We start from the raw sequence: 20692 nt of genomic DNA on the forward strand, positions 1-20692 counted from the left end.
CCCCCGAAACTTAGATCATGGCGTCCCGTTTCTTCCATGCAGGCGATAGCCTGGTCGACGACTCAAGCGTTCGTAATAGTCGCTCACGGCAGGAAAGTCCGGATGAGCAAGCGGCGTTTGAAACCACCGATTAACCGATAGGCCGATCGGTATGTCTGCCAGAGAAAACTCGTCGCCGCTGACGTAGGCCCCGGTTGATTCGAGCTGTCGATTGAGGATCTCCATGTGCCTCGACCAGTTGCTGCATGCGGCTGCCAATGCGTGGCCGTCCTGATGTTCAGGTGAATGCCGGACCAGCGACATGAAGGCATAACTCCACGACTTGTTGAGATCTGACGCTTGCCAATCAATCCATTGATCCACCCGTGCTTTGGCTCTCACTGCTCCCGTATCGGAAAAAACAGATCGAAACAGGTCACGCCATTTTCGCTGGTGACGCTGTAGCGGCCACTGTGCAACTGCATGATCGTGGCGACGATCGAAAGCCCCAGGCCATTGGACTGGGCCGAGCGCTCGCGTGATGGATCAACGCGGTAGAAACGCTCGAATAATCTTGGAAGGTGTTCCGCCGGAATGGTGGTTCCGTAGTTGCGCACGCGCAGATTGATGCCGTCCTCGGACGGTGTGGCCTGGATCAACAGTTCGGAATGCGGGGCGCCATATTTGATCGCATTGGCGCACAGGTTGGCCAAGGCGCGGCGTAGCAGCATGGGCTCGGCCCAGATAAGGCCGTCGCCCTCAGCGCGGATGGTCATGTCGACGTCTGCTGCCAGGCCTTCAAAATAATCGGCTACGCGTTCCAGTTCGTCGGCGGCGCCCAGTTCCTGGCGCTGATCACGAGCGCTACCGGGGTCCGTACGCGCGAGGAACAGGATGTTGTCGAGCATGCGTGCCAGGCGTTCAAGTTCTTCGACGTTGGAGGCGAGCAACTGCTGGTAATGCTCCACGCTGCGGTTTTTATGCATGGCGACCTGGATTTCGCCCAGCAAGTTGTTGATGGGCGTGCGCAGTTCGTGGGCCATGTCGGTCGAGACCTGGCTCAGTTGCGCAAAACCCTTGGCGAGTCGCTCAAGCATGGTGTTGAACGAGTCGATCATCGGCAGCAACTCCTTCGGAGCGCCTTGGCTGTCGAGTCGCTCTGTCAGGTTACCGATGCCGATACCGTGGGCTTGCTGCGCCAGGCGTCTGACGGGTAACAACCCGCGGTGAAGCAGGGCATATCCCGCCAGCGCCAGGACAATCGCCGCGAGGCTGGCGAGGATGTAGACGCTGAGACGATAGCTGGCGAGTACGGCGGTTCGTTCGGTCATCAGGCAGCCAACGGTCAGTTTCAGCGTGCCCGAGTCGATACTCGCGGAGATGGCCGCGAAGGGGGTTCCGTTCACGGCGGGTAGATGCTGTACATCGGTCAGTGACAGGGAATGGTCCATGGCCACGGGAGTGAGGTCGGGAATATCGATATGACGGGGATTGACCAGCAGTAACGGGGCTTCCCCTGGAACACCAATGGTGAGTATGTATTCGCGATTGCCCAGCATGTTCTGAAACAGAATAGGTTTGGTCTTGATCAGTTCCAGCGTGTTGCTGCCATTGAGGAAAGTACGCAGCTGATCGATGCGGTAGACCAAAGTGGACTCGTCGCGTCGGATCAGTTCGCGCTCAAGATCGCGGTACAGTGCGACGCCGGTGGTGGCCATCAGGGCGAAGGCCAGCAAGGCGAACACCACGGCCAGGCGCAGGGTGAGGGAGTAATGGCGACGGTTCATGGTTGCGTATCGAAGCGGTAGCCAATGCCCCGCACACTGTGGATCAGCTTCAGCTGGAAAGGGTCGTCGATTTTCAGGCGCAGGCGTCGCACTGCCACGTCGACCACGTTGGTGTCGCTGTCAAAGTTCATGTCCCAGACCCGGGAGGCGATCAATGAACGCGACAGCACCTGATCCTGATGCGTGGCGAACAGGTGCAACAACGCGAACTCTTTGTTTGTCAGCGTCACTCGCACGCCGGCGCGGGTGACGCGGCGTTTGATGACATCAATCTGCAGGTCGGCGATCTGCAGTTGCTCTTCTTCCCGGGTCGGCCCTCGACGAGTCAGGGTGCGCAGGCGTGCGACCAGTTCGGCGAACGAAAAGGGTTTGATCAGGTAGTCGTCGGCCCCCAGCTCCAGGCCTTTGATTCGGTCGGCGATGTCATCGCGCGCGGTCAGGAACAGTACTGGTGTGTCGGCTTCCTTGCGCAGGCGGCGCAGTACTTCCCAGCCGTCCATTTTCGGCATCATCACATCCAGCACGATGACGTCGAAAGGCGTTTCCAGGGCCAGGTATAAGCCCTCGACGCCATCGCGGGCCAGGCTGACGGAGTATCCCTGCTCCTGCAGACCATTGAGTAAGTAATTGCCCGCCTTGGGCTCGTCTTCCACGACAAGGATGTTCATGAGAATGACCTTGGTTCGGTGTCGGCCTTCAACCCAAAGGAACGGGCCTGAACGCCGAGAGCAGGTCGCGCAATTTTAGCCCAATCATCAGGTTTTGTTGCGTATTGCCTGCTCCAGGACAGTCATGTGCATACAGCATCCCATCAGTTTCCGTTGGTGCAACGTCCTTGAACCGAATAGTCCAGCACATGTTCCCGACCCTGATGATCCAGGTAATCGAGACGGGCCGGAGTGACGTCACATTGGTCCGAGATCTCAGTCGTGGACAGGACTTTCGCAACGTCCAGGTGGACGAAGAAACCGGTCCTGTCGTGGATCACCGCCGAAGTGTCGCTGGTACCGGCGAAGGCTGAGCCGGTGGCGAGGAGGGTGGCGAGTCCGAGCGTTAACAGTTTCATGGCAGTATCTCCTTGCCTGAAGTGGGCTGCCTGTTGTTTGGCAGTGAGTTCACGGTAACAAGGCAACTCCAACAGCTGACGAACAGGGCCATTACAAAGTTGTAATGCAAGGGCGGGTTGCTTGAGGCGATTGAAGCGAGAACTTGCATCGAGAACTATCCTTACCTCTCCAGAGGAGGATGGCGATGAAGTACATGATCAGCTGGTTCGAACGGCCACAAGGTTCGCCTGCGGAGTACGAGAGTGCGCAGAAGCGGATCCTGGAGGTGTTCGGTCAATGGAAAGCCCCGGACAATTTCAAGATCGAGGTGTTTGTCGTGCGCGTGGGCGAGTGGGGCGGGCACATGCTGGTGGACTGCGACGATCCGCTGGCGGTTCACAAGGTTTGTTCGACGTTTCCTGCATTCGAGTTCCAGGCACGCCCTGTGGTTGCCGTCGAGGACGCGGTCCGGGTCGAACTCGAAGCAATCGCCTGGCGCGATGGTCTGAAACCCCAGTGATGCAGATTATCCCGGTGCTATCGAAGAGCGGGCGCATCGCCCGCTGAGCCTTGTTGAATGAACCGATCAATCAACCACTTCGCGGCGGGGCCTGGTGGCAGGTCCGTGCGATAGATGGCGTCGAAGGTGTACATCCCGCTTTTGTATTCCGGCATTTTCAGGTGGACGAGTCGGCCAGTATCCAGATCTTCCCGAACCATCGTGATCGGCATGTTCCCCCAGCCAATGCCTTCACGCAGCAACATGTGTTTAGCCCCGAGGTCGGCCAGCCTCCAGGTACGGGTACTGAGGACTGCGAAATCCTTGTTTTTTGTCAGGAGCGAACGGTCGGACAGCACAAGCTGGATGAACTCGCGTCCAGCACCTGGAATATTCAACCCGCTTGAAGCCAGTGGATGATTGGGGGCTGCCACCGGAATCAGCTCAACACTGCCGACCGCAATTCTTTCGATACCATCAATCCCCTCATTCATCGGGCCACTGACGCCGACGGACGCGCCGCCGTTGATCACCAGTTGAGTGACTGCGCCGAGCGCCTCCATATGCAAGTGGAGTGCAACCGTAGGAAATTCCTCTCGAAATGATTTGAGTGCGTCCACCACGCGCTCAGCGGGAAGCATCACATCCAGTACCACATGAACTTCAGCTTCGAGCCCCTGAAGCAGGCCTTTTACTTTGGCGCGTAACCCATGAATGCCATTGGCGATGGTTCTGGCTTCGGCCAGCACGGTGCGGCCGGCATCGGTGAGCTGAGGTTTACGCGTCGTGTGGCGGTCAAACAGCGACACGCCGAGTTGCATCTCAAGATTGGCGATCGAGTAGCTGATGACTGAAGTGGCTCGGTGCAGTTTTCGGGCGGCGGCCGCAAAACTGCCGACCTCGACAACCGTCAGGAACACACGCAGTTGATCGAGAGTGGGAGTGCCTGGGTCTGAGATCATTTCTATTTACTCGAACGTAATCGTCGAAATTAGTCGGCTATTGCGATTGTAGAGTGGGTGGCAGACTTTCTTCAACGCGGTGCTCCAATGGTGGATGCGCCCTACTTGATGGAAGAACGACCATGTCCCAATCTGCAGCTACAACCTCCAAAGATACCCATGAACTGTCCAGCACTGTCGCTACCACCGCCACGGCGGCACTGGTCGGCCGTGTGTTCCTCAGCGCCATCTTTATCCTCTCGGGCATCTCCAAACTGAGCGCCCCGGCGATGATGATCGGCTACATCGGTTCGGTGGGTTTGCCGTTCCCGCAACTTGCTCTGGCGTTGGCCATCATCATTGAAATCGGTGGTGGTATCGCGCTGATCGCCGGCTACCGCACCCGTACCGTGGCGCTGGTACTTGCCCTGTTCAGCGTGATCACCGCGCTGGCATTCCATAACAACCTGGGCGACCAGAACCAGTTCATCCACTTCTTCAAGAACATCGCCATGGCGGGTGGCCTGTTGCAGGTCGTCGCGTTCGGTGCCGGTCGCTTCAGCCTCGACGCCCGCCGTCGCTGAGCCAATGGCGCCGCAGTGGCTGAACGCGTGCGGCGCAAGGAGCGCACCTGTGGGAGCGGGCTTGCTCGCGAAGACGGTGTATCAGTCAACAGGGATGTTGAATGTGATTGCCTCTTCGCGAGCAAGCCCGCTCCCACAAGGTTTTTGTCATTCAAATCCTTCGGCTTATGCTCTTGGCAAAGACAAGCCCGGCGTCAGCCAGCGAGATCGGCACCCGTCGTCAGGACGATTTTTCCAAAGTGTGTGCTTGAATCAATCAGTTCGTGAGCGCCGCGCACATCGCCGCAATGATTGATTGCATTGTCTGCGCGTTCGATGATCACGCGACCTGCACACACTTCAATTTGTAGAGAAGCTATCCTGTTTTGGCATAAAGAAACGGGCAAATAGTTCGGATTGTGATTTGATGTTTAATTTGGCGTAAATATTGCGGCGGTGCACTTTTATCGTTTCTGTCGACAGGGAAAGTTTTCCGGCTATCTCTTTGTTGGAAAAGCCACTTAGTAGCAATTTGAGTACGTCATTTTTTGCGTGTTGTTATTTGTTCTTGATTGAAGTGGATGTTGCTGCCAGCGGAAATGCATAGTTATCGATTTGCACATATTCATTTAATGTGCGAATAAGCGATCTCCAGAATTCTGGACGGTTCAACTGCATGATCAGCTTTCCAATCGATCGGTGCCAGGCCAGGCTGTGAAGGTTGAGTGGCATTTTCTACCCCTTTAGGGTTAGGGATTCGTAGGCCAGAGGTCAGTATTCGTAGGTATTTACTATTCGCGAGTGCTCGGTATATTCACTATTCAGGGCTTGGGATGGCCATGAGGGCACATCGTCTTGACAAGGATAGTTGCATGAGAAAATCACCTTTGCGAAGCATTTTTTCAGCCTCGCTTCTCTGTGTAGGGATCAGCACATCAGTGGCGGCTGTAGAGCCCGGGATGTATCTGTATAACTGGTTCGGGCTTATCGCACCGGAGACCCCAAAGGAGTTTGAGCAGGAAACCGGTACCAGAATGCATATGGATGCGTTCGACAGTGCCGAAATCATGCAGAGTAAGGTAATGGCGGGGCGCACGGGGTATGACGTGGTGGTGGCTACCTCCAATGTGTTGCCAAGTCTGATCCAGGCGGGAGTCCTTCAGCCGTTGGATCGTCATCAACTGAGTAATTTGTCACATATCGATCCTGATATCTTGTCCCAGGTTGCGGTCAATGATCCTGGTAATCGCTACGCTGTGCCCTATTTATGGGGCACTACCGGCATTGGCTATGACGTTGATAAAGTCAAAGCGGCATTGGGCGATAATGCTCCGGTGAATAGCTGGGATCTGATCTTCAAAGAAGAAAACATCAGCAAACTCCAGTCGTGTGGTGTGGCAATGCTCGACTCTCCCAGTGAGATCGTTTCGATTGCTTTGCATTACCTTGGGCTCCCCAGCAACAGCAGGAACCCGGATGATTACCAGAAAGCACAAGCCCTGCTGTTAAAAATCCGCCCTTACGTCCTCTATTTCGACTCATCCAGAATCGACGCTGACCTGGCGGATGGCAATATTTGTGCGGTTGTGGGATGGGCTAATGGCGCCCTTGCTGCGCAGGCCATAAACGAGAAGGCCAACACTGGACGCAAGATTGCCTACAGTCTTCCTCGCGAGGGCGCGCTGGTGTGGTCGGAAAATCTGGTTCTGCTAAAAAACGCACCTCACCCGAAAGAAGGGTTGGCGTTTATTAATTATATGTTGCGACCAGAAGTTATAGCCAAGACCTCAAATCACACGCTGTACCCTAACGCTAATAAAGACGCCACTGAGTTTGTCGAGCGGAAGCTGGCAGACAATCCTTGGGTTTACCCGGATCAAAAGACGATTGCTGCACTTATTCCACTTGAGCCGCTGCCATTGAAGTTGGAGCGTGTCCGCACCCGAGTTTGGAGCAAAGTGAAGACTGGCATTTGATCTGGCTGGAGTATTGTCTTTATTGAAGAGTTGCTTCTGCTTCCTGCGATAGCCAGCGTTTATTTAAAATGCGGGTCATCACGTAGGGAGCAGGGGCTGCATTTATCAGTCGAGTTACTAAAGGGTTGTCACAGCAGTTCCAGGGAAGGAGAAAAGTCATGCGCCAAGGTGATTGCCAATGCTACGGGGAGTCGGACGAATACAAAGCCTACAAGGAAATTGAGGAACAGATCGCCCATTGCACACCCGAACAAGCCTGGGCCATGTATTACGTCTCGGCCGGAGTGGTGCGTCAAAACATCGCCCTGGCGGTGACGGAGCACATCGCCAGGGGTAACAAGGCACTGCTGGTTGAGTTCCCCGAACTTGCACCGGCTGCTACAGGTCATGTGTTGCCTGCGCGGTCTCTTGACTGACTTGCATCAGTCCTGAAGGCGCCCGTTTTTACAGGTATTGGCCACTCATTCACTGATCTAAATCGACAGGCCAAACCGATAATCGTGCTCTGTCCCTTCTTGTTGAGTCCCTTCTTGCCGAGAGGCATGTTCGATCGAGAAGCCACACCGTTCGAGTACTTCTGCCGAGCGCTCGGCTATGTCGATGCCTTTCAGGTTCGCTCGACCCACTATATTTCCGTCAGGATCTTCGAGGACAAACGGGTGCCAGGTTCCGGCGGCAAAATCGGATAAATAAGCGGCAATGTGGTCGGTGACACCCTGTATCGAGTAAAAAGCAGAATTGCGCGCGTCAATGTGGCGCTCAAACCATTCGCGATTGTCCCGTTCAAATGTCAGCAACGCCTCAGTATCAGCACTTTGCAGGGTACGAATTCTGATGGGCTTCATAAGGTCGCTCCTTTTTCTGTCACCGAGGGCAACGCCTTCCGTGTGGACGCCTGATCGTAAAGGGATGCGGCTTTACTGGCTACCCAAGCGCTTTGAGCAAACGCGGCTAGGCGCGTTCACGCCGGCATGGTCGATCCTGTGCCTACCGTACTTCCCGGAGCCTTTATCCAGTGTCTGACATGCCGACCAACGCCGCCTACGCGAAACGCTTCAACGCCGTACTCGCCTACATTGACGCCAACCTCGAAGGTGTCCTTTCGGTGAAGACGTTGAGCCGTGTGGCGAACTTTTCGGAATTTCACTTCCATCGGCAATTCACCGCGTTTGTGGGCGTACCGGTCTCACGTTATGTGCAACTGATGCGGCTACGACGCGCGGCGCATCGCCTGGCCTCCCTTGCGGATCATTCGGTGCTGGACGCCGCACTCGGTGCCGGCTTTGAAAGTCCCGAGGCATTCTCCAGGGCGTTCAGGCGGGCGTTCGGTATGACGCCGAGTGCATTCAGGAAGCAACCGAACTGGCAGGTCTGGGGGGCGGTGTTTGCAATTCCTCATTTTTCCAGGAGCATCATCATGCAGGTACGAATCGTGGAGTTTTCCGAAGTCAGGGTCGCAGCGCTTGAGCACTGCGGGCCAACCGGGCTTGTCGATGAAAGCGTGCGCAAGTTCATCGAGTGGCGTACGCAGAGCGGACAGTCGCCGGTGGCATCGAGTCGCACCTTTGGCATTCCCTACGGCAACCCCGATACGACACCGCCGGAAGAATTCCGCTTCGCAATCTGCGGCGAGATTCACGAGGCCGTGGCACCGAATGAATTTGGCGTGCGCGAGCTCGTCATTCCTGGCGGCCGCTGCGTGGTGGTGCGACACGTGGGCTCGACGGATCATATCGGCGAAACGATCTATCCGATCTACCGCGACTGGCTGCCTGCCAGCGGTGAAGAGCTTCGTGACCAGCCGCTGTACTTCGATTACCTGAGCGTCTATCCCGAGACACCGCACGATCAGTGGCAGACCGATATTTATATTCCGTTGCAATAGCGGTTGTGGCGCACGTTGCTTTGGACCTGGAGCGGTCGTTGGGCTATTGAGTCAGAAGCGGAGCCCTGTTTCAGGACTCCGCTGAATGGCGGCTCTCTCACCGCTTTGAAGCAACGCAAGCAGGCTCTGGCGTGAAAGAAAGATGGCCAATAGCTTTCATTTCAGTCATTTGTACCGTTCGAAGGCGTTTATACTGCGCGGGCTTTTGATCAATGCGCGCTCAACCGCCCGGGTACTTACTTGAAACGCGACCTCCGACTTGCCACTTTGCTGACCTCTCTGGTGTGTGTATCCGTGGTGGTGCTGACTGCCTGGCAGATCTGGACAGCCCGTGAGAACACCCTGAGAGACATTGAAACCGATACGTTGAATTTGACCAATGCGCTCAACACGTACACCGAGGGCACGTTCAAGCAAAGTGAAGTGGTATTGCTGGGGCTGACTGACAGGATCGAGAAAGACGGCACCGGCCCGCAGCAGCTCGAACGCCTGAAAGTACTGGTCGCTCAGGAGAAGGGTGCACTGAAGCAATTGAACAGCGTGGCGCTGTATGACGCTCAGGGGGACTGGATATTCTCGACCAACAAGCGTGTCTCACCCAACAGCAACCATGCTGATCGAGCGTTCTTCAAGCATCACCGCGATAATCCGGACCGCGGCATCTTCATCGGTCCGGCGATTCGCGGCCGTACGACCGGTGCCTGGGTTATTTCGGTCAGTCGGCGCATCGATCATCCGGACGGGAGTTTCGCCGGGGTGATCGCCGTCACTTTGAGTCTCGAACATTTCCTCAAGCTCTATCGAACCATATCCGTTGGGCAGTATGGCGTGATCAGCCTGACCTCATCCGAAGGGTGTCTTCTAGTGAGGTATCCCTTCCAGGAGCAGGACATCGGGCGTGACCTGTCTCGTGCGCCGATATTTTCCGAGTACCTGCGCAAGATGTCGTCGGGTACCGTGGATTTTGTTTCAAACGTCGATGGCATCCATCGAATCTACGCGTTCACCAGAAGCGATCAGTATCCCCTTGTCACGACGGTCGCGGTGGGCCAGGACGAGGCCATGCAAGCATGGTGGAGCCAGACCAGGCAATCGGTTGCGGTGGTGATGGTGTTGCTGGGACTCCTGATTACGCTTGGGCGCAGATTGATTGCCGATATCAGCCATCGTATTCGGGCAGAGGCAGAGCTGCGAACTACCCAGACTGCGCTGATCGAGCTTAACCAGACGCTGGAAGTTCTGGCCAGCGAGGACACGCTGACCGGTCTTGCCAATCGCCGGCATTTCGATCAGTTTCTGGACATCGAATTCAAGCGCGCCAGGCGCCTGCGAAGTCCTCTGTCGCTGATCCTGATCGATGTGGATTTTTTCAAGCGTTATAACGATCACTATGGGCATCTCGCCGGCGACGAATGCCTGCGGATCATCAGCCAGTCGATCAAGCAGTGCGTGCGCCGTCCAGCTGACATGACCGCCCGCTACGGCGGTGAAGAAATCGCTGTGGTGATGCCCAATACAGACGAAGAGGGCGCCCGCTCGGTTGCCGAGGCCATTCTCCTCGGCATTGCTCAGGCGCGACTTGAACACCTGTCGAGCCCTTTCGGTAGCGTGACCGCCAGCCTCGGGCTGGCGACTTTTACCGCCTACGATAGCGAGCGTGATGAAATGTCGCTGATCGATCTGGCCGACCGCGCACTGTATTTGGCAAAGTCGCAGGGCAGAAATCGCCTGAGTGTCGCCGCTGTTGGCGTGCAAGGTGAATCTGCCTGATCCGCGATGGCACTGGTGCAGTGTCAGGGTTTTTCAAACCAGCCATGATTGTGGTACCAGGCCAGCGTATCGGTAAGGGTCTGTTCGACGGGGCGAAACCGCAGGCCAAGCTCCTGTTCGCTTTTGTGAGGGTTGAAATGCGTGCGCCCGGCTTCGCGCACCATCAGGCGCACGGTCGCCATGCTCAGCAGAATCGGCTTGCCGGTCAGGCGCGCATAGAGCTCTTGCGTAAACGCCAAGGCGTACAGCAGTGACAGCGGCAATTGCCGCAGCGGCGTCTTGACGCCCGCGATCTTGCCCAGCAAGGGCACCAACTCAGCCATGGTCATGTGGCGTCCCGCCGCCAGGTAGCGTTCGCCACGTCGCCCGTGCAGCGCTGCGGCGATTTGCGCCAATGCCACATCGCGAGCATCGACGACAGAAAAACTACCAGGAACCAGCCCGGGCAGCTTATTGCGCACGACATCGTTGAGTAGCTGCCCCGAGGAAGTCGGCCCGCAATCGGCAGGGCCCCACATCCAGCCAGGCAGGACCATGCAGGCATGCAGGTCGGGATGGTCTTCCAGGAATGACAACACGACACGGTCAGCGAGGATCTTGCTGCGATAGTAGTCATCCGCATCAGCCTCGTTGCGCAGGCACGTCTCATCGATCGATGTGCCGGGAGCGCCGTCGAGCACGGCAATGGACGAGGTATGGATGAAGCTGCGGACACCGGCTGCGTAGGCGTGCTCAAGCAGGCGGCGCGTGCCGGTTACATTGATCCTWTCGAGATCCTCCCAGTGGCTGCCGCCCTTGTAGTTGTCGCGAAAGAACGCCGCCGTGTGAAACAGCGTATCGCAGCCTTGCATCGATGCGGCGAAGGCATCGACATCGGCCATGTCACCCACGACCAGTCTCACGCCCTGAAGATCTTTGAACTGTTGTTCACCTTTGGCTCGTGAACGAACCAGGGCCTTGACCTCGTAGCCACCGGCGACCAGTTCACGCACAAGGTTGTTGCCCAGCAAACCGGTTGCGCCGGTGACGAATGTACTGCGCATGTGTCATCCCTTACATTGACTAAAGCGGATAGATATACCGTCGTCGTCACTCCCGAAAAACAGCGACTGCTGCATAATGGTTTTGCACATTTGCAAAGCAGCGGGCATGTACATGAGTTCAGAAGCGAATTGGGACGATCTGCGTCTGTTGTTGGCCGTCTCGCGAAGGGGCAGCTTTCTTCAGGCTGGCCAATTGCTGGGGATCGCGGCGTCGACAGTGTCCCGACGGATCACTCAGCTTGAGAATTCACTCGGCGAGCCACTCGTCGAGCGTGGGGTTGAAGGCTGCTGGCTGACCTCGCGGGGCCAATCCCTGGTTGAAGTTGCGCTGGCCGCGGAGGAGGGCTTGAGGCGTCAGGCCGCTACCGGCGCATCCGTATTACCAACGGAGCTTTGCGGCAGTGTCCTGGTCAGCGTTGGCGAAGGATTTTCGTCTTGTGTGCTGGAGGCCTCGCATCGCTTCACGTCTGTGCATCCGCGCTGCTCGGTGGAGTTGCTGGTCACCGCCGACTTTCACAAGATCGTCCGCGGCGTGGCGGATATCGCTATCCGCACAGCGCACCTGGGCGAGCCGTCGCTGGTTTATCGACCGATGGGCAAGCTCGCTTATGGCGTCTTCGCCGATGCGGCCTATCTCAAGCGCTTTCCAGCGGCGGCTCCGGCCACAGCGGTGAATATTGCCTTGCTCCCTCCGTTGGACATGTTGCCGCAAATGCGTGCGGCAAGGGCCGCGGGGCTGGAACGTGCGCAGATCAGAGTGAATTCGTTCGCGGCACAGATCGAAGCGGTAAGGCGAGGGATGGGGGTTGCAGTGCTGCCGCGTATTTTGGCCAAGGACCTGGTCGCCGTGTTTCCGGATATCCAGCTGCCGGATATGGAGGTCTATCTGGTGACCCGGCCGCAAGCGTTGAAGCAGGCCCACATCAAAGGTTTTTTTGCCATTTTGGAACAGGTGCTGCGCGAGGCCCTTTGTGCAGCATCCGTCGAAGAATGAGAAATTTTTGCGTCTTCGTCGATTCGGCACACTGAGGTAGAATGTCGCGCTCTGGACGCACGTCTGTTCATTTCTGCGTCCGATATTTTAAAAACAGAATTAGTGTCACCCGAGTAGCTGAAGCCAATGACTAATAAAAAGTCAGCGCGGGAGGGGCCTAAACGTGAGACCGATGGTGTCTGTCGGTCTTATATGTCTACCCATCAGTCTTTTTGAGTACAGGGTTCGACGGCATGCGGCATTGCATGCGGTGAGCCCGGGCAGCTCATGATCAAGAATGGTGGGTGGATGGCGTTCTATCCTAGGTATTACTGAATGTTAAAAAAAGTCAACACAGGGCTACTCGGCCTGGCCATGTCGATGGTCCTCATGCCCTTGCACGCAGCTGAAACAAAGAAAGTCGATGTGCTCCTCATCGGCGGCGGCATCATGAGTTCGACCTTGGGCGTTTATCTCAATGAGCTCGAGCCTGGCATGTCCATGGAGATGGTTGAGCGTCTCGACGGCGTCGCCGAGGAAAGTTCGAACGGCTGGAACAACGCCGGGACCGGTCACTCTGCCTTGGCTGAGCTGAACTACACGCCAGAAGACAAGAATGGCAAGGTCGAGATCCCCAAGGCCGTTGAAATCAACGAAGGCTTCCAGATAACGCGTCAATTCTGGGCCTGGCAGGTCAAGAATGGCGTGTTGAAGAATCCCCATTCGTTCATCAACTCCACTCCGCACATGAGCTTTGTGTGGGGCGATGACAACATCCAGTTCTTGAAGAAACGCTACGAAGCCCTGCAGGCGAGCCCGCTGTTTGCCGGCATGCAGTACTCGGAAGACCCGGAGCAGATCAAGAAATGGGTTCCGCTGATGATGGAAGGCCGTGACCCGAAACAAAAGGTTGCGGCAACCTGGACTCCGATTGGTACCGACGTGAACTTCGGCGAGATTACCCGCCAGTTCGTTGGCTACCTGCAAAGCAAGCCGAACTTCGCGCTGAAGCTTTCGAGCGAAGTGGAAGACATCAAGCGCAATGAAGATGGCAGCTGGCGCGTTTCCTACAAGAACCTGAAAGACGGTTCCGAAACCCAGACCGACGCCAAATTCGTGTTCATCGGCGCGGGCGGCGGTGCACTGCATCTGCTGCAGAAGTCGGGCATCCCTGAAGCACAAGAGTATGCAGGCTTCCCGGTCGGCGGCTCGTTCCTGGTGACCGATAACCCGGCAATCGCTGAACAGCACATGGCGAAGGCCTACGGCAAGGCGTCGGTTGGCGCACCACCGATGTCGGTTCCGCACCTGGATACCCGCGTGCTCGATGGCAAGCGCGTGATCCTGTTTGGCCCATTCGCGACCTTCTCCACGAAGTTCCTGAAAGAAGGCTCTTACTTCGATCTGCTGACCAGCACCACCACGCACAATATCTGGCCGATGACCAAGGTGGGCATCGAGCAGTACCCACTGGTTGAATACCTGGCCGGCCAGCTGATGCTGTCGGACGACGACCGCATGAATGCCCTGAAGGAATACTTCCCGAACGCCAAGAAGGAAGACTGGCGCCTGTGGCAAGCCGGCCAGCGCGTTCAGATCATCAAGCGTGATGAAGAGAAGGGCGGCGTCCTGAAACTGGGCACCGAGATCGTCAGCTCCCAGGACGGCAGCATTGCTGGTCTGCTGGGCGCATCGCCAGGCGCGTCCACCGCGGCTCCGATCATGCTGGGCGTGCTTGAGAAGGTCTTCAAGGACAAGGTCGCAACCCCGGCCTGGCAGGAAAAGCTGCACCAGATCATCCCGAGTTACGGGACCAAGCTGAACGACAGCCCTGAGCGTGTTTACCAGGAGTGGACGTACACCAGTCAAATTCTGCAACTTGCCACACCGCCTGTGATTGGCAAGGCAGCGGCCGCGCAACCAGCCGCTCCAGCTCCAGCGCAACCACAGAAAGAAAGCAATCCAGCGACTGATATGGCCCTGTAAGACCAAGCCCCGCCACACACTGTGTGGCGGGGCTTGCTTGCTGGACCGATCAGAAACGATAAAGCCCGGACTCGTGCCGGGCTTTGTCGTTTCTGGCGTTTGTTCGTATGCGCCCGGCCAAATCATCTACCCAACCCCGCAAAGCCAAGACATGGTTTCGGGCTTTGGCTACCTACTCAGATGTACACCGTTCAGTTCCCCCCCCGGTGGTCGTAACGCCAAGGGCCGAAGTATGAGGTCCTGTTGAGCGGCGCGTGCCACCATCGTCACCTCAAGCATGAAGGATTAAGCTGCTACGTTTTTCTGCTCCCTAAAATCAAGGATGAATCATGATTCGACCCTCATTTTCCAGCGCGTGGGCGGCCTCTCAACGGATTTACGACACCCTCAATCCATCTGAAAAAGTGGCGACAGTGATCGGCGGCAATGTTGCAATGAACATTAACAGCCGTGATCCAGCCCTAAGGTGGATCAACACGTGCGCAGTGCGCATGAGCTATATCCTTAACTACTCAGGCTCACTCATACCGAGAATAGTTGGCGAAACCGTGTCTGGCGCTGACAAGCGCTGGTACTTCTATCGCGTCAAAAGCCTGATTGCCTATCTGGAGCAGCAATGGGGAAGTGCCGAGACCGTCAGTTTCCCGGCCGCAGATGGCGGCCCCCTGGCGGGCAGGAAGGGACTGATTCTGTTTGAGGTTTCTGGCTGGTCGGACGCTCAGGGGCATGCCACATTGTTTGACGGCAGGATGTGTTATGACCACTGCTATTTCAATGAGCCAGGTGTGAACTATCAAACCGACCGCGCAAACTTCTGGAGTTTGTCCTGATGAAATATTTAACTGCGGTMTTGGTACTGGCTTGGGCCGCCGCACCTTCCAACAGTTGGTCCAAGGATGATCCGACACACTCTCCGCAGGCAGGCGAACGCACCTACGCGCAAAACTACAAGGATATGGTACTGGCAGATTGCATCGCTACCGCCTACAAGAGCGAACCTAAAGCGGCCCAGGATGCCGGAAGCAGCGCCAGTGCGCTTATGGACTGGACCTATTTCGATCTGGAGCAAGCACCTCAAGCCGGTAGACCTCTGATTGACCAGTTTCTGGCTCGTGATTATCACAACCCACTGGTCGAATCAGAGCGTCAAGGCGTTCGCTTTGAACTGCTCAAATGCCTGGACCTTTATCACAGCAAAGAGCTGGACAGTCAGGTCAGGCAATTGGTCATCAATCCCCAGCATACCTATCGTCAGGACAACCCGCCACGAACCCAAAAGGATTGACCCTGCACCGCGATTGACAATGAGTAACCGCTCGGCCGTTCGACTTCGCGAGGCGGTTACTTTGATTCAGTCGGCAAGTGAATGAATTTCACACTCGACACATTCCCTGTAGCAGCTGGCGAAGCCTGCGTTCGGCTGCGCAGCGGCCGTAAAATCAGACACCATGTTTTTTCAGGTTAACCGCGAACGCTGGATTTACGACTGCTGCGCAGCCGAACGCAGGCTTCGCCAGCTGCTACAGGTCGCGTAACGGCTTTTGGGTTTTTCAGACAAAAAAAGAGCCTCAAAGCTCTTTGATGGGGAGGAAGTAGAGCCCAGAGGCTCAAGATGCACGTGAAGCAAGTGGTGAGCTTGGTAGGGGTTCAGATCACTCACCACCTACGCACCTGTTGGAGCATTTAACAGTTGCGCAAAACTATCCTAGGAAGCTGGGAGCGTGCGCTCAAGTACCGTTAGTCGAGTGTCACTGGTGCTTGTATCCGCTCCTCAAGTGATGTCCGGTGCCTGGCGAAACCGCTGGGGAATGGCGTCCGCAAACGGGTAGAGCGAAAAGTAAGGTCGGGCTTCGTCGATGACTCGCAGGATGGACGGTCTGCGCGTCAACCGGTCGAAATAGGCACTCAAGTGCTTGAATTCGCTCGGGAACGGCACGAGCGTGCTGGCGTAGAAAAGCGCCGGGGTTGCGGCGCAATCGGCCAGGCTGAAGTCCTCGCCGGCCACCCAGATTCGCGACGCCATTCGATGGTCGAGCATGGCGTAGGCCGTCTCCAGCATGGACCGTTGTTGGCTCAAGTCAGCGTTGGTGCCGTGCAGGCGATCACCGACAATCTGTTGCAGCGGCCCCTGCACATAGTTGTCGAAAAAACGGTCCCACAGACGCACCTCCAGCGCGGCCTCCCAATCGTTCGGAACCAACCGTTGCTCACCCGGATAGTAGTGATCCAKGTACTCGATGATGATCGTGGACTCTGGCAAGGCGCGCTGGCGCAGGTGGTCATTGATGACCGGGAACTTGACCAGTGGCCAGAGGGATTGAAGCTCCTCGCGGTCTGCATCGTCTGTCAAGTCGATGATCCGCTTTTCGAATTCGTTAGCGTTTTCGTAAAGCGCGATCAGCACTTTGTGGCAGTACGACGACAGCGGATGGTAGTAAAGAGTCAGCGACATCGTTCAACTCCTCAGTGGTGTTGCCCCCTCATCATAGTCGCTGGAATGACGGCCCGAAGGGGATCGCCGGTCGCCACGACAGATGGCCTCCGATACCCCTTTCTACCCCTCTCGGGTTACCCCATCGACGTCATTACGTTGCTCTCATGCGCACTTCATACTCCGCTCCAGCCTGTATGGGCTGTTGAGTCTGGCGGCGTAGCGTCCGCTATTACCTCGAAGGAAAAGCCATGAAGATTGAACTGGTACAGCTGGCCGGTCGCGATGGCGACACGGCGTATAACCTCAAGCGAACCCTGGAGGCCATCGAGACCTGCGCGCCCGATATCGATTTGCTGGTGTTCCCCGAGACTCAACTGATGGGGTTTGCCAGTGCCGAGCAACTGCAGCGCGTGGCCGAACCCGTTGACGGGCCTACCGTGCAGGCGGTTCTGCGTGCGCTGCGCGAGCGCGATGTAGCGGTGGTGGTGGGGTTGGCCGAGCGTGACGGCGAACGCTTCTTTAACACCTCGCTGCTGCTGATACCGCAAGGCGTGGCACTGAGTTATCGCAAGACGCACTTGTGGCCATCGGAGCGTGGCCTGTTCCAGCCTGGGGATCGCTTTGCCACGGCTCTGTGGAAAGGCGTGCGGGTGGGGCTGTTGATTTGCTACGACATCGAGCTGCCGGAAACGGCGCGTGCCTTGGGTCAGTTGGGCGTGGAACTGATCCTGGTCACCAACGGCAACATGGACCCCTACGGCCCCGTGCATCGCACCGCGATCATGGCCCGGGCCCAGGAAAACCAGGCCTTTGCGGTCATGGTCAACCGCTGCGGTCCAGGGGATGAAGGGTTGATGTTTGCCGGTGCAAGCGCGGTGGTCGACCCGACGGGGCGCCTGTTGTTCGAAGCCGGACGCGAAGAATGCCGGCAGGTGATCGAGCTGGATCTCGAACTGCTGAAAACGGCTCGCAAGGAGTATGACTACCTCAAGGATCGTCGTTTGCAACTCGTTGGCGAGCAGAGTGCGCTTGCCGATGGCCGGCGTCAGTTGCGGATTCCCTGACCACGGCATTGCTTGAACCTTAAGTCGATTTTGGTGCTGCCATAACAATCAAATAACAGCAGACGCCGCGCTCATTCGTCGATGATCGCGCGATCGCTTTGGAGTCTCCCGATGAAACCTCTGTGTAGCTTGCAACTGGTTGTGGCCTCTTTGCTCAGCCTGGGTATGACCTGCGCTGAAGCCGCTGAACCGAACGTCTCTATCTATAACTGGTATGACTACATTGCGCCGGATGCGACCAAGCATTTCCAGGAGGAAACCGGCGTCGCAACGGTTTATGACGTGTTCGATAACAGCGATGTGATGCAGAGCAAACTCATGGCCGGGCGCAGCGGCTATGACGTTGTGGTCGCCAGCAGCGATCTGCTGCCCAACCTGATCAAGTCGGGTGTGCTCAAGGAACTGGACCGCAGCCAGTTGCCGAATCTGCCGCACCTGGACCCGGAGATCCTTGCCAAGGTGCAACACAATGATCCCGGCAACCGCTACGCAGCGCCTTATTTGTGGGGTACCACGGGCGTGGGGTATGACGTGGACAAGGTTAAGTCGTTATTGGGAACGGATGCCCCCGTCAATTCCTGGGACCTGATCTTCAAGGAAGAAAACGTCGCCAAGTTGAGTCAGTGTGGTGTGGCGATGCTGGATGCGCCCAACGAAATCATTCCGATTGCGCTGCACTACCTTGGGCTGCCCTACAACAGCCAGAACCCGGAAGATTACCGCAAGGCTGAAGCGCTGTTGCTGAAGGTCCGTCCGTATATCCGTTACTTCGACTCCTCCAAATTCATTTCCGACCTGGCCAACGGCAATGTCTGCGTGGTGCTCGGCTGGTCGGGAGGCGTGTACGACGCCCAATTGGCATCGGCGAAGGCCGGTAACGTGCGCACTCTGGTCTACAGCATCCCGCGTGAGGGCGCGCCGGTCTGGGTGGAAAACATGGTGCTGCTCAACGACGCGCCACACCCGCAACAAGGCCTGAGCTTCATCAACTACATGCTGCGCCCTGAGGTCATTGCAGAAACCTCCAACTACCTGGGCTACCCCAATGCCAACAAGGACGCCACCACACTGGTCGAGCAGAAAGTGCGCGACAACTCCGGGGTGTACCCCTCCAAGGAAACCATGGCGACCTTGTTCCCGCTTGAGCCATTGCCGCTGAAGATGGAGCGCGTGCGCACCCGGGTCTGGAGCAAGGTCAAAACCGGGAGTTGAGTGGGTTGAGCGAGGCGGGCGACTGGCTTCGATAGACGCGTTAAAACTGTGGGGCTCATCGATATGAGCCCCACAGACGACTCCGAATCCCCCACCAGGTCTTTTGTCTCAAGCGCGTCGGGCTTCCAGCGGCGGCGTGCCATCGTGAAACATGGTCTTCAGTTGTGCGCGCAACTCTGGCGAATCGACGTGCTTGTGAACACTCACCGCATGCTGCGCGGCGGCCTCCAGCAATTCTTTTTCGGAATCGGCGGACAGTGCGACAGAGCACTTGATTCCGCTTGGAAATTCACGGCAATCGATGTATTTACGCGACATGATGTTCTCCTTCATACGAAGGCAGGCCTGCGCCTGCGTGAACGGACCACTCGACACGTCACGCAGCCCATCGAACACGAATGCGTGGCGCATCGAGTGTGGTAATCCACACAGTATAGGTCGATCGCCGGATCGCCAAAGTACTTACGGCGTACCGAACATCGCCGTCCAGTAAATGCCCGCATCACTCTTCGGATCTACCGCATACGCCGCGCCCAGCTCGCGGAATTGCGGGTTCATCAGGTTGGCGCAGTGACCGGGGCTGGACAGCCAGCCATCGACCACCTTGCGCACGGTGTCTTGCCCGGCGGCGATGTTCTCGCCGATCTGTTGGCCGGCGTAGCCTGCCAGTTCAGCCCGATCCCCCGGTGTGCGGCCATCACGGTCCTTGTGGTCGAAGAAGTTGTGATTGGCCATGGACTGGGTGTGCGCCTGGGCGGCTGTCGCCAGCGTGGCGTTCCAGGCCAGCGGTTGGGTGGCGGTAAAGGACTGAGCGCCGCACTGACGCGTTTGCTTGCGGGCGCTGTTGATCATCTCGAGCAGCTTCTGTCCCTCGGCCTGCCAGTCGCCCAGGCGGCCGGCCAACAGTGGGCGCGCGAGCACAATGCGCCACAGAGTTCCTTCATGGCTCACGCCGATATCGACGAACTGCGGGTCCAGCACGACCTGGCAGAAGCTCTCCCGTACTGCCTTCATGGCCGACTGCGCATCTCGCGGGCCGGACAAGGTGATCGCCTGTACGCTGACCATCGGATAAGCCGTACGCGCCAGCGCCTGCTGCAGGTCGCCGATATTGCTGCCGGGCAGGATCAGGCGCGGATCGGCTGCTAGCGGTGGCAACTCCTGAGACACCAGGCTGGCGCAGCGCTGCACCTGGCTGCGGTAGGTGTTGATCGACTCGACCAGCTGCGACTCTTCGGTGGCCACGGCACTGGCGGCGAACACCAGCCCCAGCGACAACGTGGCAAGACGCATAACGGATGACAGGACGCGCATGAAACTCTCCTTGAGCTGACTGCGCTCATGATGCGCGAAATAGCCCCACCCAGCGCAATGCCTTTTTAGACTGAAACCGATTTTGTTTTCCGCGCCATGACCGTGGACTACCTCATGACCATCGACTACCTCYGTAGCAGCTGCCGAGCCCGCGAGGCTGCGTTAGAGGCGGGCCGCGCTCGGGCGCAGCGGTCGTAAAATCCGACAACGCGTTCCTTCA

Annotated in this window: 22 protein-coding genes and 2 pseudogenes; 12 read left to right on the forward strand and 12 right to left on the reverse strand. The window is 57.2% G+C overall.

What is annotated here, in order from left to right:
* Positions 1-15 precede the first annotated feature (15 nt).
* The 4 genes and pseudogenes from AC1DHT_RS09545 to AC1DHT_RS09560 all read right to left on the reverse strand — a co-directional run.
* Positions 16-387: pseudogene (locus tag AC1DHT_RS09545) on the reverse strand (glutathione binding-like protein); the annotation flags it as partial.
* A complete protein-coding gene (locus tag AC1DHT_RS09550; protein ID WP_427544984.1) occupies positions 378-1766 on the reverse strand; it encodes a heavy metal sensor histidine kinase in 1389 nt (462 codons plus the stop codon). The gene AC1DHT_RS09550 and the pseudogene AC1DHT_RS09545, both read right to left, overlap by 10 nt.
* Positions 1763-2434 carry a heavy metal response regulator transcription factor gene (locus AC1DHT_RS09555; protein ID WP_019689699.1) on the reverse strand — a complete coding sequence of 224 codons (672 nt, stop codon included), beginning with the start codon at positions 2432-2434 and terminating at the stop codon, positions 1763-1765. The genes AC1DHT_RS09550 and AC1DHT_RS09555 overlap by 4 nt, the downstream gene beginning before the upstream one ends.
* 143 nt (positions 2435-2577) lie before the next feature.
* On the reverse strand, positions 2578-2832 hold the full coding sequence (locus tag AC1DHT_RS09560; RefSeq protein ID WP_427544986.1) for a DUF2790 domain-containing protein: 255 nt from the start codon (positions 2830-2832) through the stop codon (positions 2578-2580).
* A gap of 185 nt (positions 2833-3017) precedes the next feature.
* On the opposite strand from AC1DHT_RS09560, the gene AC1DHT_RS09565 reads away from it, so the two are divergent.
* Positions 3018-3332: a DUF3303 domain-containing protein gene (locus AC1DHT_RS09565; protein WP_103315934.1), complete on the forward strand. Its 315-nt coding sequence runs from the start codon at positions 3018-3020 to the stop codon at positions 3330-3332.
* Positions 3333-3349: 17 nt separating this feature from the next.
* Here AC1DHT_RS09565 and AC1DHT_RS09570 read toward each other — a convergent pair whose 3' ends face one another.
* Positions 3350-4273: a LysR family transcriptional regulator gene (locus AC1DHT_RS09570; protein ID WP_427544988.1), complete on the reverse strand. Its 924-nt coding sequence runs from the start codon at positions 4271-4273 to the stop codon at positions 3350-3352.
* A 122-nt stretch (positions 4274-4395) separates the two neighbouring features.
* Between AC1DHT_RS09570 and AC1DHT_RS09575 the strand changes: the two genes are divergently transcribed.
* Positions 4396-4836: a DoxX family protein gene (locus tag AC1DHT_RS09575; RefSeq protein ID WP_427544990.1), complete on the forward strand. Its 441-nt coding sequence runs from the start codon at positions 4396-4398 to the stop codon at positions 4834-4836.
* 194 nt (positions 4837-5030) lie between these two features.
* On the opposite strand, the gene AC1DHT_RS09580 is transcribed toward AC1DHT_RS09575, so the two are convergent.
* Positions 5031-5159, reverse strand: coding sequence for a hypothetical protein (locus AC1DHT_RS09580; RefSeq protein ID WP_427544992.1), 129 nt, complete (start codon positions 5157-5159; stop codon positions 5031-5033).
* 16 nt (positions 5160-5175) lie between these two features.
* Positions 5176-5547: pseudogene (locus AC1DHT_RS09585) on the reverse strand (response regulator transcription factor).
* 140 nt (positions 5548-5687) lie between these two features.
* Here AC1DHT_RS09585 and AC1DHT_RS09590 point away from each other — a divergent pair.
* Complete coding sequence (locus AC1DHT_RS09590) at positions 5688-6791, forward strand: polyamine ABC transporter substrate-binding protein (protein WP_427544994.1); 1104 nt, start codon at positions 5688-5690, stop codon at positions 6789-6791.
* A 158-nt stretch (positions 6792-6949) separates the two neighbouring features.
* The gene (locus AC1DHT_RS09595; protein WP_427544996.1) at positions 6950-7207 is read left to right on the forward strand and encodes a hypothetical protein; all 258 of its coding nucleotides are present in this window, start codon (positions 6950-6952) and stop codon (positions 7205-7207) included.
* Between the two features lie 57 nt (positions 7208-7264).
* Here the strand turns inward: AC1DHT_RS09595 and AC1DHT_RS09600 are convergent, their stop codons facing one another.
* A complete protein-coding gene (locus AC1DHT_RS09600; RefSeq protein ID WP_427544998.1) occupies positions 7265-7636 on the reverse strand; it encodes a GNAT family N-acetyltransferase in 372 nt (123 codons plus the stop codon).
* A gap of 170 nt (positions 7637-7806) precedes the next feature.
* On the opposite strand from AC1DHT_RS09600, the gene AC1DHT_RS09605 reads away from it, so the two are divergent.
* Both AC1DHT_RS09605 and AC1DHT_RS09610 read left to right on the forward strand, forming a co-directional pair.
* Positions 7807-8676 carry an AraC family transcriptional regulator gene (locus AC1DHT_RS09605; protein ID WP_427545000.1) on the forward strand — a complete coding sequence of 290 codons (870 nt, stop codon included), beginning with the start codon at positions 7807-7809 and terminating at the stop codon, positions 8674-8676.
* A 240-nt stretch (positions 8677-8916) separates the two neighbouring features.
* Positions 8917-10446 carry a sensor domain-containing diguanylate cyclase gene (locus tag AC1DHT_RS09610; RefSeq protein WP_427545002.1) on the forward strand — a complete coding sequence of 510 codons (1530 nt, stop codon included), beginning with the start codon at positions 8917-8919 and terminating at the stop codon, positions 10444-10446.
* A 23-nt stretch (positions 10447-10469) separates the two neighbouring features.
* On the opposite strand, the gene AC1DHT_RS09615 is transcribed toward AC1DHT_RS09610, so the two are convergent.
* The gene (locus AC1DHT_RS09615) at positions 10470-11489 is read right to left on the reverse strand and encodes an SDR family oxidoreductase (protein ID WP_477761340.1); all 1020 of its coding nucleotides are present in this window, start codon (positions 11487-11489) and stop codon (positions 10470-10472) included.
* 112 nt (positions 11490-11601) lie between these two features.
* Here AC1DHT_RS09615 and AC1DHT_RS09620 point away from each other — a divergent pair, with 112 nt between their 5' ends.
* From AC1DHT_RS09620 to AC1DHT_RS09635, 4 genes are all read left to right on the forward strand, one after another.
* A complete protein-coding gene (locus AC1DHT_RS09620) occupies positions 11602-12483 on the forward strand; it encodes a LysR family transcriptional regulator (RefSeq protein WP_427545006.1) in 882 nt (293 codons plus the stop codon).
* 315 nt (positions 12484-12798) lie between these two features.
* The gene (gene mqo, locus AC1DHT_RS09625; RefSeq protein ID WP_427545008.1) at positions 12799-14448 is read left to right on the forward strand and encodes a malate dehydrogenase (quinone); all 1650 of its coding nucleotides are present in this window, start codon (positions 12799-12801) and stop codon (positions 14446-14448) included.
* Positions 14449-14777: 329 nt separating this feature from the next.
* Entirely contained in the window at positions 14778-15278 is a 501-nt protein-coding gene (locus tag AC1DHT_RS09630) for a type VI secretion system amidase effector protein Tae4 (protein ID WP_427545010.1), read from the forward strand.
* Positions 15278-15733, forward strand: coding sequence for a type VI secretion system amidase immunity protein Tai4 (locus AC1DHT_RS09635; protein ID WP_427545011.1), 456 nt, complete (start codon positions 15278-15280; stop codon positions 15731-15733). The genes AC1DHT_RS09630 and AC1DHT_RS09635 overlap by 1 nt, the downstream gene beginning before the upstream one ends.
* 486 nt (positions 15734-16219) lie before the next feature.
* On the opposite strand, the gene AC1DHT_RS09640 is transcribed toward AC1DHT_RS09635, so the two are convergent.
* Positions 16220-16900, reverse strand: a complete 681-nt coding sequence (locus AC1DHT_RS09640; RefSeq protein ID WP_477761341.1) for a glutathione S-transferase family protein — start codon at positions 16898-16900, stop codon at positions 16220-16222.
* A 230-nt stretch (positions 16901-17130) separates the two neighbouring features.
* Here AC1DHT_RS09640 and AC1DHT_RS09645 point away from each other — a divergent pair, with 230 nt between their 5' ends.
* On the forward strand, positions 17131-17946 hold the full coding sequence (locus AC1DHT_RS09645) for a carbon-nitrogen hydrolase family protein (protein WP_427545015.1): 816 nt from the start codon (positions 17131-17133) through the stop codon (positions 17944-17946).
* A 111-nt stretch (positions 17947-18057) separates the two neighbouring features.
* Positions 18058-19158: a polyamine ABC transporter substrate-binding protein gene (locus AC1DHT_RS09650; protein WP_427545017.1), complete on the forward strand. Its 1101-nt coding sequence runs from the start codon at positions 18058-18060 to the stop codon at positions 19156-19158.
* Between the two features lie 108 nt (positions 19159-19266).
* Here AC1DHT_RS09650 and AC1DHT_RS09655 read toward each other — a convergent pair whose 3' ends face one another.
* Positions 19267-19476 carry a DUF1059 domain-containing protein gene (locus AC1DHT_RS09655; RefSeq protein ID WP_024264661.1) on the reverse strand — a complete coding sequence of 70 codons (210 nt, stop codon included), beginning with the start codon at positions 19474-19476 and terminating at the stop codon, positions 19267-19269.
* Positions 19477-19620: 144 nt separating this feature from the next.
* The gene (locus tag AC1DHT_RS09660; RefSeq protein ID WP_427545019.1) at positions 19621-20472 is read right to left on the reverse strand and encodes a CAP domain-containing protein; all 852 of its coding nucleotides are present in this window, start codon (positions 20470-20472) and stop codon (positions 19621-19623) included.
* Positions 20473-20692: the final 220 nt, after the last annotated feature.

It is taken from the genome of Pseudomonas sp. 05N432 (assembly GCF_056396945.1).

What these genes read in the sequence shown, in the direction of transcription:
- AC1DHT_RS09550 (WP_427544984.1), bottom strand. Translation starts at nt 1,766, where the DNA reads ATGAACCGTCGCCATTACTCCCTCACCCTGCGCCTGGCCGTGGTGTTC.
- AC1DHT_RS09555 (WP_019689699.1), bottom strand. Translation starts at nt 2,434, where the DNA reads ATGAACATCCTTGTCGTGGAAGACGAGCCCAAGGCGGGCAATTACTTA.
- AC1DHT_RS09560 (WP_427544986.1), bottom strand. Translation starts at nt 2,832, where the DNA reads ATGAAACTGTTAACGCTCGGACTCGCCACCCTCCTCGCCACCGGCTCA.
- AC1DHT_RS09565 (WP_103315934.1), top strand. Translation starts at nt 3,018, where the DNA reads ATGAAGTACATGATCAGCTGGTTCGAACGGCCACAAGGTTCGCCTGCG.
- AC1DHT_RS09570 (WP_427544988.1), bottom strand. Translation starts at nt 4,273, where the DNA reads ATGATCTCAGACCCAGGCACTCCCACTCTCGATCAACTGCGTGTGTTC.
- AC1DHT_RS09575 (WP_427544990.1), top strand. Translation starts at nt 4,396, where the DNA reads ATGTCCCAATCTGCAGCTACAACCTCCAAAGATACCCATGAACTGTCC.
- AC1DHT_RS09590 (WP_427544994.1), top strand. Translation starts at nt 5,688, where the DNA reads ATGAGAAAATCACCTTTGCGAAGCATTTTTTCAGCCTCGCTTCTCTGT.
- AC1DHT_RS09595 (WP_427544996.1), top strand. Translation starts at nt 6,950, where the DNA reads ATGCGCCAAGGTGATTGCCAATGCTACGGGGAGTCGGACGAATACAAA.
- AC1DHT_RS09600 (WP_427544998.1), bottom strand. Translation starts at nt 7,636, where the DNA reads ATGAAGCCCATCAGAATTCGTACCCTGCAAAGTGCTGATACTGAGGCG.
- AC1DHT_RS09620 (WP_427545006.1), top strand. Translation starts at nt 11,602, where the DNA reads ATGAGTTCAGAAGCGAATTGGGACGATCTGCGTCTGTTGTTGGCCGTC.
- mqo (WP_427545008.1), top strand. Translation starts at nt 12,799, where the DNA reads ATGTTAAAAAAAGTCAACACAGGGCTACTCGGCCTGGCCATGTCGATG.
- AC1DHT_RS09630 (WP_427545010.1), top strand. Translation starts at nt 14,778, where the DNA reads ATGATTCGACCCTCATTTTCCAGCGCGTGGGCGGCCTCTCAACGGATT.
- AC1DHT_RS09645 (WP_427545015.1), top strand. Translation starts at nt 17,131, where the DNA reads ATGAAGATTGAACTGGTACAGCTGGCCGGTCGCGATGGCGACACGGCG.
- AC1DHT_RS09650 (WP_427545017.1), top strand. Translation starts at nt 18,058, where the DNA reads ATGAAACCTCTGTGTAGCTTGCAACTGGTTGTGGCCTCTTTGCTCAGC.
- AC1DHT_RS09655 (WP_024264661.1), bottom strand. Translation starts at nt 19,476, where the DNA reads ATGTCGCGTAAATACATCGATTGCCGTGAATTTCCAAGCGGAATCAAG.
- AC1DHT_RS09660 (WP_427545019.1), bottom strand. Translation starts at nt 20,472, where the DNA reads ATGCGCGTCCTGTCATCCGTTATGCGTCTTGCCACGTTGTCGCTGGGG.